The organism is Burkholderia sp. WSM2230 (assembly GCF_000472445.1).
Classification (GTDB): Bacteria; Pseudomonadota; Gammaproteobacteria; order Burkholderiales; family Burkholderiaceae; genus Paraburkholderia.
Map to the genome: position 1 here is coordinate 309967 of NZ_AXAJ01000001.1, position 15107 is coordinate 325073.

Genomic DNA, 15107 nt, shown 5'->3' on the forward strand with positions numbered 1-15107 from the left:
GACTGAACGGAGCCCTCGCGTTCGCCGGCCATCGTGTCGATGCCTGCTGTCCGGCGCTCTGCTGCAACGCGGCACGCGGGCGCCGGCTGCAAGACGGAGGTGGCGATGACCGATTTCAACGAGGCCCGCGAGCGCATGGTGGAGCGGCAAATCGTCCGCCGCGGCATTTGCGATTCGAGGGTGCTGGCCGCGATGCGCAGCGTGCCCCGCGAGGCATTCGTGCCCGACTACCTTCGCGATCTCGCATACGAAGACAGGCCGCTGCCCATCGGCAACGAGCAGACCATCTCGCAGCCCGCCATCGTCGCGACGATGATCGAGGCTGCGGATCTTTCTCCCCACGACGTGGTGCTCGACGTCGGCACCGGCTCCGGCTATGCCGCCGCGGTCGCGGCCGCGCTTGCCGCGCATGTCCATTCGATCGAGCGCCACGCGGAACTGGTCGTCATGGCGCGGGAGATTCTCGCGCGGCTGGATATTCGCAATGTCACCGTCTATCTCGGCGACGGCACTGCGGGCCTCGCGGAACACGCGCCTTACGACGCGATCATCGCCGCGGCGGGTGGGCCGCATATTCCCGAAGTCTGGCGCAAACAGCTCGCCATCGGCGGGCGGATCGTGATGCCGGTCGGCCGTGACCGGCATTATCAGAGGCTTATCAAACTGGTTCGCTGCGGCGAAGACGAATATCAAAGCTGCTCGCTCGGCGAAGTGAGCTTCGTGCCGCTCGTCGGTGCGGACGCGTGGCCCGCGCCGGACGCGGCACGGCGCGGCGGTGGGAATGGTGGCGGCGGCGGTGGAGCCAGTGGAGGCAGTGGTGGTGGAGGCAGCGGAGATAGTGGCGGCAGCGGAAGCAATGGCGTTGGCGGCGCTGAACGCGGCGGTCCGCGCCCGATGAGCGCCGCTGAGGCTGCTAGCCGTCATTGCCTGCTGGCAGTGGCTTGAGTCGCGTCGCGGGCGCGACACTGACCGACAACATGCTCCGCTCCAAGGGGACATCGACATGAACGGCTACCAGATCACCTTCTTCACCCAGCACGATCGCCGCCATCGCGGCAAGCCGCTGGCCGACTGGCTCGTCCATCTGGCCGGCGAACTCGGGCTGCGCGGCGCGACTGTGATACCGGCGAGCGAAGGAATCGGTCACCACCACCGTGTGCATTCCGCGCATTTTTTCGAACTGGCGGATCAGCCGTTGTCGATTGTGATGGCGGTGACGAGCGAAGAAGCCCGCAGGCTATTCGAGCGCTTGCGCGCCGAGGGCGTGCACCTGTTTTACGTGAAGACGGCCGTGGAATTCGGCGTAATCGGCGATGACGACCCAAGCGTGGCGCAATAACGTGGCTCACGTGCAGCCGTGAGCCACGTCGCGCGATAAAGCCGCGGCGTGCGGCCGCCCCACCGCGGCGGGCTTCAGACCACCGTGATCGTCACGTCGATATTGCCGCGGGTCGCCTTCGAATACGGACATGTCTGGTGTGCCATCTCCGTCAGTTTCTGCGCAGTGTCCCGCTCGATGCCGGGCAGGCTGACGTTGAGCCGCGCGCGCAGGAAATAGCCGCTATCGTTCATCGCCAGATCGATTTCGGTGTCGACGGCCGTGTCGGCTGGCAGCGCGAGTCGCAGGTTCTTCGCGGCGATACCCATCGCGCCGATGAAGCACGCGGACCATCCCGCGGCGAGCATCTGCTCCGGATTCGTGCCGGTCGCCGATGCGCCCGGCGAGCCGAGCCTGACGTCGAGCCTGCCGTCGGAGCTGCGCGCGGCGCCGTCGCGTCCGCCGGTGGTGTGGGTCTTGCCGGTGTAAAGCACTTTGTCTGACATGTCGTTCTCCATAAGAGGGAAGCAGAAGCAATCCGTCCGGATGTGGCCTAGGCGCTGCCCCGAATCCGTCGTTGACGAGATTAGAAGCGCGGCGGGTATCTGGCTTGTGTCGGCGAAGCGGGGTATTGCAATGCTGTGTATCCCGCGAGGCCTCATATACAAGGCGATACAAATCCGCGCCGGGCGCCGCCGATTGGCGAACGTGTGCCGCGAAAGCGCGAGCGCGTGCCGCGACGCGCCGGTGCAATGTTTTGTGTCAGAAGGAGGTCCGGATACATTGCGACATAAATCCCGGTGGGCCGCGCGCTATAAAGCAGGCGTTGCCAGTCACCGGAGATCGAGATGCACACCGAAACGCTGAAGGGAAGCTGCCACTGCAAAGCCGTCAGATTTGAAGTCACGACGCCGGTTGCGCCCGCGGCGCGCTGCAATTGCAGCCTGTGCCGCCGCAAGGGCGCGCTGATGAGCCCGCCGTTCGAGAAAGACCAGTTGACGATCACGCAAGGCGAGGACGCGCTCACGCTTTATCAGTTCAACACACGCGTCGCGAAGCATTTCTTCTGCAAGCACTGCGGTATCTATCCGTTTCATCAAACGCGCAAGGACGCGAAGCTCTGGCGCGTCAATATCGGTTGCCTGGAAGGGATCGATCCGTATACGCTGGATGCCGGTCTTTCCGACGGCGCCACTCTTTCCGTCGTGGAGGACGCATGAAACGGCTGCTGGCAATCATCGCGTTTATCGCGGGAGGCGTTGCGGCGGAATGGGCGCATCCGGTCCAGTGTTCGATGCTGTGCGCGAGCCGGGTGCAGGTGAAACGTCAAAAGAGATGATCCATTCATGGACACGATCGATCACGTACTGATCGTCGACGACGATCGCGGCATTCGCGAGCTGATCGCCGGCTACCTGGAAAAGAACGGCATGCGCGTTTCGCTCGCGGCCAACGGGCGGCAAATGCGCGCCGCGCTGGAGCAGGGCGCGCCTGACCTGATCGTGCTCGATCTGATGATGCCCGGTGAAGACGGGCTCGTGCTGTGCCGCGAACTGCGCGCGGGCAAGTTCCGCACCGTGCCGGTGCTGATGCTGACCGCGCGCAACGAAGAAGCGGACCGCATTCTCGGCCTCGAAATGGGCGCCGACGACTATCTGCCCAAACCCTTTGCGGTGCGCGAACTGCTCGCGCGCATTCGCGCCGTGCTGCGCCGCGCGCGCATGCTGCCGCCCGGCATGCAGGTGACGGAGAGCGCGCAAATGCTCGGCTTCGGCGACTGGCGGCTCGACACCACGGCGCGCCATCTGCTCGACCCGGAAGGCACGATGGTTGCGCTTAGCGGCGCCGAATACCGCTTGCTGCGCGTGTTTCTCGACCATCCGCAGCGCGTGCTGACGCGCGATCAACTGCTCAATCTCACGCAAGGCCGTCAGGCGGATCCGTTCGACCGCTCGATCGACCTGATGGTGAGCCGGCTGCGTCAGCGTTTGCGCGACGTCGCGCGCGAACCGCGTTACATCAAGACACTGCGCAGCGAAGGCTATGTGTTTTCCGCCGCCGTGCAGGTAATCGAGGATCAGCAATGAAGCTGCTTTCGTCACTGCGCTGGCCGCGCACGCTGTTCGCCCGCTTGACGGTGATTCTGTTTGTCGGGCTCGCGTCCGCGCAGGCGTTGTCGTTCTGGCTCACCATGACCGAACGCGACCAGACCATGACGAACGTGATGATGGGATACATCGAGCGCGAGGTCGTGAGTTCGGTTGCGCTGCTCGATCACCTGCCGGCGAACGAACGCGCTCAGTGGCTGCCGCGTCTTGCGCGGCGCAGCTACGAGTTCGTGCTGGGACCCGGCGTGAGCGGCGGCCCCGTGGATGCGGATCTGTCGGCGCGCGTCGCGCGTTCCATTGCGGATGGCATCGGCACGAACTACCCGCTCACGGTCAATGCGGTGCCCGGCGACCGCGAACGCCTGCAGGTCCATCTGAACTTGCACGACGGCACGCCGCTCACCATCGACATGCGTCCGATGTCCGGCGCGCCGCTCTCGCAATGGCTGCCGCTCGTCCTGCTGGCGCAGCTTGTCGTGTTGCTGGGCTGCTGCTGGTTCGCAGTGCGCACGGCCACGCGCCCGCTGCATCAACTGGCGGTCGCCGCGGATGCGCTCGGCCCCGACCTCAAGGCCGGGCGCCTCAGCGAAAGCGGGCCTTCGGAAATCGCGCGCGCGGCCCGCGCGTTCAACGCGATGCAGGAACGCATTGCGATGTACGTGACCGAGCGCATGCAGATTCTCGCGGCCATTTCGCACGATCTGCAAACGCCGATCACGCGCATGCGTCTGCGCGTCGACATGATGGACGGCGACCCCGAAAGCGCGAAGCTGCGTCAGGACTTGCAGGAAATGGAAGCGCTCGTGAAAGAAGGCGTCACCTATGCGCGCACGTTGCACGGCGCGACTGAAACGCCGCGACGCATCGATCCGGATGCGCTGTTCGACAGTCTCGTGTGCGATTACGTGGATGCCGATCAGGCCGTGTCGTTGCAGGGCCGCTTCGGCACGCCGCTGATGACGCGTCCGCAGGCGCTGCGGCGCATCGTCGGCAATCTGGTGGATAACGCGCTGAAGTTCGGCGGCGCGGCGGAGATCGAGATCGCCGTGTCGTCGGACAGGCAGGCCACGATCTCGGTGCTGGACCGCGGCCCCGGCATTCCTCCCGATTCGCTCGAAGATGTGTTCCAGCCGTTCTACAGGCTCGAAGGTTCGCGCAACCGGCAAACCGGCGGGACAGGTCTTGGCCTTGCGATCGCGCGCCAACTCGCGCTTGCGATGGATGCAACGCTCGAACTGCGCAACCGTGCCGGCGGCGGGCTGGAGGCGAGGCTCACGCTGCGCAATCTGGTGCAGGCGGCGCCGGCTACGGTGGAGTAGAACACGGGTCGCAACATCGCCAATGCACGCCGCTGCGGTTCGGCGCGAGTTCCGGCCACGGCGGACCAGCCGGGTACATAAAACGCGTTATCCTCGCGCATGACGCTTGCGCACTCAACCGCGCGAGCGTGCCGTGCCTACGGATAACGGCCGGTCCTTCTGCTCGTCCTTCACCTCATTGCGTCCCGCGAGTTCGGCTGTCGTTTCTGCGCCGAACAGGAACACTGCCGCCGAAAAATACAGCCACATCATCAGCACGGCAAGTGAGCCGGCGGCGCCGAACGAACTGGCGGTTCCCGCATGCGTGAGGTAAAGCCCGAACAGGTGACGGCCCACGGAAAACAATATCGCCGCGGTCATTCCGCCAACCGCGGCATGCCCCAAACTTACTTTCGCATCGGACATCCATCTGAGAAGGGCCGTGAAGGCCGCGCCCAGCACGATCAATCCAAGTACCGTTTGCAGCACAGCCGTCACGATGACGAGCGGCGAATCGCCGAATATCGCGTGGCCCGCGTAGGTGATCGCGGTATCGAGCACGAGCGACACGACGAGCAGAAAGCCGAGGCCGAGCACCATGCCGAACGACACGAGCCGCGTGCGCACGAGCCATGTAATGCTGCTCTTGCTTTTGACGTTTTTCTCCGCTTGGAGCACCACGTCCAGCGCCGTGTTGAGCGACGTAAACGTCGCGGAAGCGCCGACGATCAACAGCACGACCGACACTACGGCGGCAATTCCGCTGCCGCTCGCGCGATGCGCGTGTTCAACGATGGCCTGCATGGCCTCGGCGGCCTCCTTGCCGAGAATGCCGCGCATCTGATCGAACAGGCGTCCGCGCGCCGCGTCTTCACCGAAAAACCAGCCCGCGACCGCGAGCACCATCAGGAGTGTCGGCGCAAGCGAGAAAGCCGAGTAGAAGCCGACACTCGCGGCCATCATCGGGCAGCGGTCCGACATGAAGCGCTTGCCCGCGTTGACGACCACTGCGAAAACGTTGCTCAACCGTGCGTGTTTCTTCGGCGCCCGTCCGGGCGATGAGACCTTGTTCATAACCGCCTCGCCATTGAACGTGATGATGCGCCGCGGCCCGTTCGGGCAGCCGATGGTCGAGCCGGCCGGCGTGGCCGCAGCGCTGGATTTGCTCTGCGCATGCCCCGTGCCTGGAAGGCGTGCGCCGCAGCAGAGGGCGTTCGGCGCGTGCGTCGCTACCGTTCGCGCGGATGTGTGGTCGCCGCTACTGCGGCCAGCGTGTTTCCACGCGACGTCACCCGCGATTGCCGAAATGGAGAAGCGCTCGAGCGGGCATATCGTCACGATTACCACGAGTCTCACCGATCATGCGTTCAGCGGCGTGCCTTCGGTGTTGGCCTCGCTGACCAAGGGCGGTCTGAATGCAGCGACGATGTCCATCGCGATCGAGTATGCCAAGGCCGGTATTCGCGCGAACGCGGTATCGCCCGGGCTCTACCACCTGGTTTGATCTGGATTGCCGCATGCTCGCCGGCGCGCATAGCGGCGTGAACACTTGATGCGGCGCTGCGTCAACCCGGTTGCGCGAGCAGTTCGCGAATCTTCGCTTCCGTTTGCGCGTAATCGCCTTCGCCGAAATGGCTGTACACGACGTGCCCTTGCTTGTCGAACAGATATACGGCGGGCCAGTACTGGTTGTTGAACGCGTTCCACGTCGCGTATTCATTGTCGAGCGCGACCGGATAGCGGATGTCGAACTTCCTGACTGCTGCGCTGACATTGCCGGCGTTGCGTTCGAACGGGTACTCCGGCGTGTGGACGCCGATAACTTGCAATCCCTGATTGCCGTACTGCTTGTACCAGTTCTTTACGTACGGCAGCGTGTTCACGCAGTTGATGCACGAATAAGTCCAGAAGTCGACCAGCACCACCTTGCCGCGCAGTTCAGGCAGCGCGAGCGGCGGGCTGTTGATCCATGAGTCGATGCCGGTTATCTGCGGCGCGGCCGGCGTATTGCGTTCGGCGGCGCTGATCGTGCCGCCGCGTGTGCCAACGAGGCTCGCGACCAACGCGAGCGCGACGAAGGAGCCGATGGTGGCGAGGGCTTTGAGTCGGTTGGGCATGATTGAATCGTCCTTTGGGTGAGACGCGTGGTGTGCGCGAAGGTGAATCGGCAGGCGTGACGTCATTGGACGCCGCCGACGTATCTGCCATGTGTCGTTTCGCGCCTGTCTATGCAACGTTGCGTGTCCGCGCCGCGCGCCGATACGTTGCGATACAAACCCATTCGCGCGGGCGTCGGCGCACGCCTCTTGCCGGACGACTCTTTCTTTTGTGTCGCACTGTATCTACGCAGCCGTCGATACATGAGCTTGCACAAGGCCGCCTTCGCCGACACAAGCCCGATACGTGCCGGCGGTTCAATGCAGTCATGCGATATCAGCAACCCGACCGACGCTGACCATGCAGTCCATGCAGCCGGTTCGGGCCGATCAGGTCATTGAACGAAAGGACATCGTTATGCTGCTCATACTCCTCGCCTTCGCCGGCGGCATGCTTACCATCCTCAGTCCGTGCATTCTTCCGGTCGTGCCGCTCGTGTTCGCGCGCGTCGATCAGTCGTTCGTGCGCCACGGTTTGCCGCTTCTTGCCGGCATGGCGCTGACGTTCGCCGCTGTCGCGAGCCTCGCCGTCGCCGGCGGCGCGTGGGTCGCGCATGTCAATGAATACGGCCGCTGGATCGCGCTCGTGTTTTTCGGCCTGTTCGGCGCGGCACTGCTGTTTCCGTCGATAGCAGAGCGGCTCACCCATCCGCTCGTGAGCGCCGGCAATCGTCTGGATGGCGCGGTGCGCCGCGACGGCGGCGAGCCCCGGGTGCTGTCGTCCGTCGGGCTGGGCGTCGCGACCGGCTTGCTGTGGGCGCCTTGCGCGGGCCCCATTCTCGGTCTGGTGATGACCGGCGTGATCCTGCATCGGCCGGGCGGCGCGAGCATATTGCCGTTGCTCGCGTTCGCGGCTGGCGCGGCGGTTTCGCTTGCAATCGTTCTTGCGATCGGCGGGCGGCTCGTCGCGGTACTGCGGCGCTCGTATGGCGTGAGCGAGCGCGTGCGTCAGGTGGTCGGCGCCGCGGTGGTGCTGTCGGCAGGCGCAATCGCGCTTGGCGTCGATACACGGGCGTTGGCCTTGTTGCCCTCGCTAAATACGTCGGGCATTGAAAATAAGCTGGTGCAGCGCTGGTCGCCGCATGGGGCGGCGCAGCGCGCGGAATCGCAGCGGGCGGATCCGGAACGCGCGGATTCACAGCGCGCCGATTTGCAGCGCGCAAATTCACAACGCACAGATTCGCAGCGCGTCGATCCCCAGCGCATCGAACCGCGCCCGCGGACCGCAAACCCGCTCCTGAAAGTCAGCGCGAGAGCAGAGCACCCTGGCGTGGCGAAACCGATCCCGATTGCCGCGCCACTCTCCCTGCCCGTGGAAGGCGCTCTGCCGTCGCTGTCGGGCGCCGTCGACTGGCTGAATTCGCCGCCCCTGAAAACCAGCGACCTGCGCGGCAAAGTCGTGATCGTCAATTTCTGGACTTACTCGTGCATCAACTGCCTGCGCACGCTGCCGTATCTGAAGGCGTGGTCGAGCCGGTATCGCGATCAGGGTCTCGTCGTGATAGGTGTCCACGCGCCGGAGTTCGCGTTCGAGCACAACATCGCCAACGTGAAGCGGGCGGCCGCCGATCTGCATATCGACTATCCGGTTGCCGTCGACAACAACCTCGCCGTGTGGCGGGCCTTCGACAATCAGTACTGGCCGGCGTTTTATATCGTCGATGCGCATGGCGACATCCGCTATCACCATTTCGGCGAAGGTGGATACGACAAGTCCGAAGAGGTCATCCGTCAATTGCTGGCTGACGCCGGTCACTCGACACTGCCCGCGACCGCGGGCGCCGCGAAGGCTTCGGGCATCGAAGCGGCCGCCGACCCGCGCGACTTGCGCTCAGGCGAGACTTACGTCGGCTATCGTCAGGCAGAGGGTTTCGCTTCGCCGCAAACGCTGGCGCCGGACGTGCTCCGCGCTTACAGCAGCCCCGCGCGACTGCGGACGGGAAGCTGGAGCCTCGACGGCGAGTGGAATGTGGCCGGCGAGCGCGCGCAATCGGGGCATAACGGCGCGAAGATCGCCTACCGCTTTCATGCGCGCGATCTGCATCTCGTGCTGGGACCGATGACGGACGGCAAGCCGGTGCGTTTCCGGGTGACGATCGACGGTAAAGCGCCGGGCGCGTCGCATGGCGCGGACACGGATGCGAACGGCGTGGGGGTGGTCGATAAAGAGCGGCTCTATCAGCTCGTGCGGCAAAGCGGCGCCGTGGAGGACCGCACGTTCGAAATCCAGTTTCTGGATGCGGGCGTGAGTGCGTACGCGTTCACATTTGGCTAGCCGAGAGCGGCGAACCCTGAGCGACCAGCGCAAATGTCGGCGCCTCACGCGCGGCGCCGTGGTATGTGACTTGCTACACCGCGGGAGTTTTTTCTCATGCAAATCGTCATACATGTCCCGAACAACGTGTCAAAGGTGGAGCGCTCGCCAGGTGAGGGTTTTGCACGAGGTGCCGCGTGTCCTCGTGGTCGATGACAACGAGGGTGCGGCAGAAGCGCTCGCTACCTATCTGTCGTACGAAGGTGTGGAAGCGCGCGCGGCCAACGGTTGTAACGAAGCACTCAACTGTGTAAAAGATTGGGTACCCGACGTGGTCGTGCTGGACATCATGATGCCGGGGCGCGATGGCTACGATACGGCAAGCGCGCTGCGCAGCTATTTGCCCACACCGAGTCTCGGCATCGTCGCCTTCACATCGCTCGACGAGCAGCACGTGCGCGAAACCGGCCGCGGCCGCCACAATTTCGACGGCTACTGCCAGAAGGGCACCGCGCCCAATATTCTGCTCGCGTTGATGCGCAATCTCTGGCGCGACACAAACTGAACTCGTGCGGGCCGCCTCGCGCGGCACCTGCACGCCGGCCATCATCCCTTGATGTGCTCGCTCGAGAGCCAGCCGCCGCTCACGCCGATCTGCGCGACCTGCTTCGCCACTGCGTCGGCGAGGCGCGTCGCGTCGGCGGAAACACCGGCATTTTTGCTTTCCGACGCCGCGTGCAAACCGCCGCCCACGGCCGCCGATGTCGCGATATGTCCCACCGCCGCGCCTACGCCGGCCGTCTCCGCCATGCCAGGCGTCTTGCCGCTGTCGCCGCTTGCGGTGAAGCTTTGCACGAGCCGCGGTGCGCCGCCTGCGGGCTTGTAGAAGATCTGCACCGAACTGCTGACCTCGCTCTTGCCGGCGCCGAGGCCGATCAGCACGCGACGGCGGCGGTTGCCCGCGTCGATCGTATCGAAGCTGCCTTGCACCATCAGCACGTTCTGGTCGGCAGGCGCGGGTATGTCCGTGCGGATCGCGCGCAGACCCATCGACTGCAATTCGTGGACGATCTCATTGGCCACCTGCTCGCGCACTTGTGCGGCGTCGTCGGCCTGCTTCTGCGCCGCTGACGAACCGTCCATCTGCGTCTTCAGTTTCTGCAGCATGCCGCCGTCGAGCTTCACCTCGCCGGCATGCGTGTCGAACGTGTACACGTAGATGTTGTCCGGACGCACGGTCGGCTGTGCGACAGCCGCGCTCGTGGTGGCGATGCTGCCGCCGGCGCAGCCGGTGAGCAACGCGGCTGCGCTGACCATCGCGATGCAGACAAAACGGGCGGAGTGGTTTTTGATGAGCTTGATCGAAGTGAGCATGATGCGTCCTGTAGCCGGCAGGCGGTGCCGTAGTGTTCGAGCCTGTCTTGCGATGACCGGCAACCGGAGGATCGTGGTCATCGGCGACAGGTGTCGCACGTGAAGCGTTCGTGATCTCATGCGTGCTGTTTCGCACGCACCGGCAGCGAAACGAAGTATGGGCGAGGCGACTCCCCGACTCCATCGAACAATTATTTCGAACCATGTCACGCGCCGAACGGGCGTTTCAGGACAACGGAAATGCTGACTGAAGAAGAGGGATCACGCGTGCGATCGCGTGTGGCGCGCCATGCTGGTGCGATCAGTGCAAAGCAAGCGTGATGATGCAGCAGAGCACCAACACGAGCAAAGCGGCGGCCACGGCCACGTCGACTGGATAGCGCATGCATCACCCGCACTGAGGTTTCAACAGTGATTATCGTAATCACCAGAAGGAAGACGAAAAAGCGGCCAGTAAGCGGCAATGTGGGAGACCCAACGCTGTGCGGCGAACGTCGGCACCGCACCGGTTTGCCGCATGTTTTTCATGAGTCCGCCAGCTTGCCGGGATTGCGCGGCGAGCGGGAACGGCGTGTGCGCTGGCGCATTGACGCCGGATGGCGCATGATGGGCGCACTGTGCCGTCCGACCGCAGCATCGCGTAAAGCGGCTGCGAGGCGCGGCGCAAAGGAAGCGCCGGTGCCTGCATCGCGTGAATCATGTGTCGCAGCGCCGCCCGCGTCGTTCAACCTAAAGGAGGATTTCGCATGGACCGACCTGATACCGCCAATCCGTTTGGCGATTTCACCAAAATGCTGGAGCAGTTCAAGCTGCCCGGCTTCGACGTGCCCGCCATCATGGAAGCGCGGCGCAAGGACGTTGAAGCACTGGTTCAGGCGAATCAGACCGCGTTCCAGGGCATGCAGTCGCTCGCGCAGAAGCAGGCCGAGATGTTGCGCGCCACGCTTGCCGAATTGCAGTCGCTGACTGGTCAGCTATCGGCGAGCGGCGCCGCGCCTTCGGCGAAAACGGCCGAGTTGATCCAGCAAAGCTTGCACAAGTCCCTCGCGGATATGCAGCAGCTCGCGCAGGCGGCGTATCAGACGCAAGCGGAGTCGTACGCGGTGATCGCAAAACGCGTCGAAGAAAACGTGCAGGAATTGCGCTCGCTTTTGCAGCAGCAACAACAGCAACAAAAGACGTAATCTCGTGTGGTCGTGAAATGCTTGCGTGCGTCTGATGCGGTACGCACGCCAGAGCCGCGAAGGGTCGTCGAGATTCGCCGATCCATTCGCGGCTTTTTCATGCGTCGCGCCGTTCAAGCGGCCTTCAAGTTCAGCGCGCGCTTACATCGCCCGCTTTAATGCGTGCGTCATGCGTTTTTCTCTTCGGTTCAATCCTGCTTTCGCGCAGCCGTTTGCTTCAAACGCGGCAGCGCTCCCCAACTCGCCGCCAGGCACTGCCGGTGGCGCGCCTTTGCGCCAGCGTCAAACGCCGGGAAACAGAGGCTTTTTGCCGACCCGTTCAAATCGCCGCGCAAACGACCGGCGCGCGACACCGCCGCCGCTAAAGTTTCGCGCCGCCACTCCGTAGATGCATTCACGCAACCGAGCGGCGTGAACGCAGCCTGCACCGCCTGCCCGACCTGCGCTTTTAGTTTCGCGTTCGTGACGGCTATAGCGTGTCGCGAGCGTTTCACCTCGAAGGAATTCTCTTGAAACCGATGCTCTTAATCGGCATTGCTTGCGCAATGCTCGGGGCCGGCTGCGCGCTGCCGCTGGCCGCTCATGCCGCGCTAGGCCAGAACGCAAACAGTGTCGACAGCGACGGCGCGCGCATGCATGCAGTTGCAAGAACCGCCTCCACGCAGAACGCGTATTCGGTGCATCTGATCACGCTGCCTTCTGGAACGCTCGTGCGGGAATACGTGGCGGCCAACGGAACGGTGTTCGGCGTCGCGTGGGAAGGGCCGACCTTGCCCGATCTCAAGAGCGTGCTGGGCGCGTGGTTCGATGCTTACCTTGCTGCCGGCGCAGCGAGGCGGAACACGCCGCTCGCCGTCCTGGGCGCCGACCTGGTGGTGTACTCGGGCGGACACCTGCGCGCCTTCTCCGGTTATGCGTATCTGCCGCAAGCGCTGCCCGCGGGCGTCAGCCCCGCTGTCATTCAATAGGGGAGCCGCCATGCGTCATACCTCCATGCTTGTTTCGATGTCGTGCGCCTTGCTCTTCGCGTTGCTCGTGAGCGCCTGCGGCGGCGGAGGCGGCGGCTCCGGTGGCACCACGGCCTCGAATGCGTCGACCAGTTCATCCGCCGGTCCGAGCGTGACGAATACGACGCCCACACCGCAAGCGCTCGCCGCCAATGCAGTGCGCGTGAGCGTCGACTCGGGCGTGAGCAACGTGCCGAACATGCCGTTCGTCAGTCTCACGATCTGCGCGCCGGGTACTGCGCAATGCCAGACCATCGACCACGTGCTCGTCGACACCGGCTCATGGGGCGTGCGCGTGTTCGCGTCGCAATTGCCCGCGTCCATGACGCTTCCCCAGCAGAAGGACGCGTCGGGCAATCTCGTCGCCGAATGCATGCAGTTTTTCAACGGCTTCACATGGGGCGCAGTGAAGCTCGCCGATCTGCAGATTGCCGGCGAAAAGGCCGCCTCGTTGCCGATCCAGGTGATCGATCCGAACTACGCTTCGGTGCCCTCCGATTGCGCGAGCGTCGGCGTTGCACGCAATACGCCGGCCATGCTTCAGGCCAACGGCATTCTCGGCATCGGCGTGTTCAAGCATGACTGTGGCGCGAACTGTGTGGCGCAGGCATTGCCCGGCACTTACTACGGTTGCAGCGGCACCGCCTGCACGTCAATCGCTTTGGCCGAAGCGCTTCAGGTGGCCAATCCGATTCCCTACTTCGCGACCGACAACAACGGCTCGCTGCTGAGCCTGCCCGCGGTGGCGGGCGGCGCGCAGTCGGTGAGCGGGCAGCTGGTGTTCGGCATCGGCACGCAGAGCAACAACACGCTCGGCAGCGCGCAGGTGATAGGCGTGAGTCCGTCGAACGGAACCTTCACGACCGTGCATGACGGCACCACGTATTCGCGCAGCATTCTGGACAGTGGCTCGACGGGTCTCTTCTTCCCGAGCAGTGCGCTGCCGGTTTGCGCGAGTCCCAACAATGCATACTACTGCCCGGCTTCGACCGCACAGTTGAGCGCGATGATAGAGGGCGTGAACGGCGCGACGAGCGCCGTGACATTCAGCGTGGCCAATGCGAATGTCGTCGCGCAGACCTATGCAAACGACTCCGCATTGCCTTTACTGGCTGGGCCCGCTTTCGTCACTTCGTCGATTTTCGATTGGGGCTTGCCGTTCTTCTACGGGCGCACCGTGTACGCCGCCATCGAGCAGCAGCCGACGCCGAGCGGCGCCGGCCCATACGTCGCGTATTGAAGCTCAGGCCGGCTTCGCAGCGCGCTTCGCGTCTTGCGATACCGGCGCTTTATTTCCTGCCTCCGCAATCACGCGATGCACGAAGCGCAGCTTGTCCACCACGGGCGCGGCCAATGTGAACGGATAGCCGTCCGGCATGCCGAGGCTGCGATTGAGGCTGTTCAATGCATACGTGAGCGGAAACCAGCGCTTCATCAGATTATCGAAGCTCGCGTCCTCGACGGGCGTGCGGTCGGTCAGCGTAGGTGCGTCCGGATCATCCGGCAGCAGGGCGACCCCGTACGAGGTCGACGTATCGAGCACGTCGACGATCAGCATGTAGTGCGCCCACGTCTCCGCCCAATCTTCCCAAGGGTGCATGGTTGCATATGCGCTGATGCAGGACGCCTGCCAGTCGGCGGGCGCGCCGTCGCGGTAGTAGGCCTCGAGCGCTTCGCCGTAGTCGGCGCGCTCGTCGCCGAACAGCTTGCGGAATGGCTCGAGCCAGCGCGGGTTCTTTTCCACCAGTCGGCTGAAGTAGTAGTGGCCGGTTTCGTGGCGGAAGTGGCCAAGCAACGTGCGGTACGGTTCGCCCATCGCAGTGCGGACTTTCTCGCGATGCGCGTCGTCGGCCTCCGCGATGTTGAGCGTGATGAGCCCGTTGTCGTGACCTGTCATCACACGCGAACCGTCGCCGCCGTCCTCGAGAAACTCGAATGCGAGACCGTGTTCAGGGTCTTCGATGCGCGATTTGACTTGGAGCCCCAACTCGCCCAGCGTATAAAGCAGGCGCCGCTTGGCCACTTCGAGGCGATACCAGTACAGCCGGTTATCCGGCGCGCTGAGATTCGGAATGGTGTGAGTCAGCTGGCAGGCGCGGCACAACGTATCCGGCGAATCGGCGGAAATCATCCAGTTGCAGACGTTTTCGACTGCGTAGTTGTGGCATTGCTTGTAGAGCGCGCCGTCGGCTTGTGGATGCAGGCTGCGCCAGCGCCCTTCGCCCGCGTCTTCAAAAGCGCTGATTTCACGCAGTTCCGGCAAGTAGCCGAGCAATGCCTCACAGCGTTCGCAGCGAACGTTTTCGAAGAACACGAGTTGCGAGCAGCGGTTGCAGTGGAACGTTTTCATGGACAGGGCCCGAGGCGGCGAGTGGCAGAAGGAAGCCTGGACCTGCGCAATGTTTATG

At 64.0% G+C, this 15107-nt stretch carries 17 protein-coding genes and 1 pseudogene; 12 read left to right on the forward strand and 6 right to left on the reverse strand.

Annotated elements, in window-relative coordinates; genetic code table 11:
* Window positions 1-105 precede the first annotated feature (105 nt).
* Both A3AC_RS0101375 and A3AC_RS0101380 read left to right on the forward strand, forming a co-directional pair.
* The gene (locus A3AC_RS0101375; protein ID WP_025596680.1) at window positions 106-945 is read left to right on the forward strand and encodes a protein-L-isoaspartate(D-aspartate) O-methyltransferase; all 840 of its coding nucleotides are present in this window, start codon (window positions 106-108) and stop codon (window positions 943-945) included.
* 58 nt (window positions 946-1003) lie between these two features.
* Window positions 1004-1339 carry a DUF190 domain-containing protein gene (locus A3AC_RS0101380; protein WP_025596681.1) on the forward strand — a complete coding sequence of 112 codons (336 nt, stop codon included), beginning with the start codon at window positions 1004-1006 and terminating at the stop codon, window positions 1337-1339.
* A gap of 74 nt (window positions 1340-1413) precedes the next feature.
* On the opposite strand, the gene A3AC_RS0101385 is transcribed toward A3AC_RS0101380, so the two are convergent.
* A complete protein-coding gene (locus A3AC_RS0101385) occupies window positions 1414-1824 on the reverse strand; it encodes an organic hydroperoxide resistance protein (protein WP_025596682.1) in 411 nt (136 codons plus the stop codon).
* 342 nt (window positions 1825-2166) lie between these two features.
* On the opposite strand from A3AC_RS0101385, the gene A3AC_RS0101390 reads away from it, so the two are divergent.
* The 4 genes from A3AC_RS0101390 to A3AC_RS0101405 are packed head-to-tail and all read left to right on the forward strand — an operon-like array spanning window position 2167 to window position 4745.
* A complete protein-coding gene (locus tag A3AC_RS0101390; RefSeq protein WP_025596683.1) occupies window positions 2167-2538 on the forward strand; it encodes a GFA family protein in 372 nt (123 codons plus the stop codon).
* Window positions 2535-2657 carry a hypothetical protein gene (locus A3AC_RS31145; protein WP_006049555.1) on the forward strand — a complete coding sequence of 41 codons (123 nt, stop codon included), beginning with the start codon at window positions 2535-2537 and terminating at the stop codon, window positions 2655-2657. The genes A3AC_RS0101390 and A3AC_RS31145 overlap by 4 nt, the downstream gene beginning before the upstream one ends.
* A gap of 7 nt (window positions 2658-2664) precedes the next feature.
* The gene (locus tag A3AC_RS0101400; protein WP_025596684.1) at window positions 2665-3405 is read left to right on the forward strand and encodes a response regulator; all 741 of its coding nucleotides are present in this window, start codon (window positions 2665-2667) and stop codon (window positions 3403-3405) included.
* Entirely contained in the window at window positions 3402-4745 is a 1344-nt protein-coding gene (locus tag A3AC_RS0101405) for an ATP-binding protein (RefSeq protein WP_025596685.1), read from the forward strand. The genes A3AC_RS0101400 and A3AC_RS0101405 overlap by 4 nt, the downstream gene beginning before the upstream one ends.
* Window positions 4746-4859: 114 nt before the next feature.
* Here A3AC_RS0101405 and A3AC_RS0101410 read toward each other — a convergent pair whose 3' ends face one another.
* Window positions 4860-5798, reverse strand: a complete 939-nt coding sequence (locus tag A3AC_RS0101410) for a YihY/virulence factor BrkB family protein (RefSeq protein WP_025596686.1) — start codon at window positions 5796-5798, stop codon at window positions 4860-4862.
* Window positions 5799-6000: 202 nt separating this feature from the next.
* On the opposite strand from A3AC_RS0101410, the pseudogene A3AC_RS30310 reads away from it, so the two are divergent.
* Window positions 6001-6213 (forward strand): annotated as a pseudogene (locus A3AC_RS30310) (SDR family oxidoreductase); the annotation flags it as partial.
* A 76-nt stretch (window positions 6214-6289) separates the two neighbouring features.
* Here A3AC_RS30310 and A3AC_RS0101420 read toward each other — a convergent pair.
* Window positions 6290-6841, reverse strand: a complete 552-nt coding sequence (locus tag A3AC_RS0101420; protein WP_025596688.1) for a thioredoxin family protein — start codon at window positions 6839-6841, stop codon at window positions 6290-6292.
* A 397-nt stretch (window positions 6842-7238) separates the two neighbouring features.
* On the opposite strand from A3AC_RS0101420, the gene A3AC_RS0101425 reads away from it, so the two are divergent.
* On the forward strand, window positions 7239-9155 hold the full coding sequence (locus A3AC_RS0101425) for a cytochrome c biogenesis protein DipZ (protein ID WP_025596689.1): 1917 nt from the start codon (window positions 7239-7241) through the stop codon (window positions 9153-9155).
* A 151-nt stretch (window positions 9156-9306) separates the two neighbouring features.
* A complete protein-coding gene (locus tag A3AC_RS0101430) occupies window positions 9307-9699 on the forward strand; it encodes a response regulator (protein WP_025596690.1) in 393 nt (130 codons plus the stop codon).
* Between the two features lie 41 nt (window positions 9700-9740).
* Here the strand turns inward: A3AC_RS0101430 and A3AC_RS0101435 are convergent, their stop codons facing one another.
* On the reverse strand, window positions 9741-10508 hold the full coding sequence (locus tag A3AC_RS0101435; protein ID WP_025596691.1) for a DUF4410 domain-containing protein: 768 nt from the start codon (window positions 10506-10508) through the stop codon (window positions 9741-9743).
* A gap of 746 nt (window positions 10509-11254) precedes the next feature.
* Between A3AC_RS0101435 and A3AC_RS0101450 the strand changes: the two genes are divergently transcribed.
* On the forward strand, window positions 11255-11692 hold the full coding sequence (locus A3AC_RS0101450) for a phasin family protein (RefSeq protein ID WP_025596693.1): 438 nt from the start codon (window positions 11255-11257) through the stop codon (window positions 11690-11692).
* 518 nt (window positions 11693-12210) lie between these two features.
* Complete coding sequence (locus A3AC_RS0101460; protein ID WP_025596695.1) at window positions 12211-12660, forward strand: DUF2844 domain-containing protein; 450 nt, start codon at window positions 12211-12213, stop codon at window positions 12658-12660.
* A gap of 15 nt (window positions 12661-12675) precedes the next feature.
* Here A3AC_RS0101460 and A3AC_RS30845 read toward each other — a convergent pair whose 3' ends face one another.
* Complete coding sequence (locus tag A3AC_RS30845; RefSeq protein WP_232231876.1) at window positions 12676-12918, reverse strand: hypothetical protein; 243 nt, start codon at window positions 12916-12918, stop codon at window positions 12676-12678.
* Here A3AC_RS30845 and A3AC_RS0101465 point away from each other — a divergent pair.
* Complete coding sequence (locus A3AC_RS0101465; RefSeq protein ID WP_232231877.1) at window positions 12899-13939, forward strand: DUF3443 domain-containing protein; 1041 nt, start codon at window positions 12899-12901, stop codon at window positions 13937-13939. The two genes, A3AC_RS30845 and A3AC_RS0101465, sit on opposite strands and share 20 nt — an antisense overlap.
* Window positions 13940-13942: 3 nt before the next feature.
* Here the strand turns inward: A3AC_RS0101465 and A3AC_RS0101470 are convergent, their stop codons facing one another.
* On the reverse strand, window positions 13943-15049 hold the full coding sequence (locus A3AC_RS0101470; RefSeq protein ID WP_025596697.1) for a zinc-binding metallopeptidase family protein: 1107 nt from the start codon (window positions 15047-15049) through the stop codon (window positions 13943-13945).
* Between the last annotated feature and the right edge of the window lie 58 nt (window positions 15050-15107).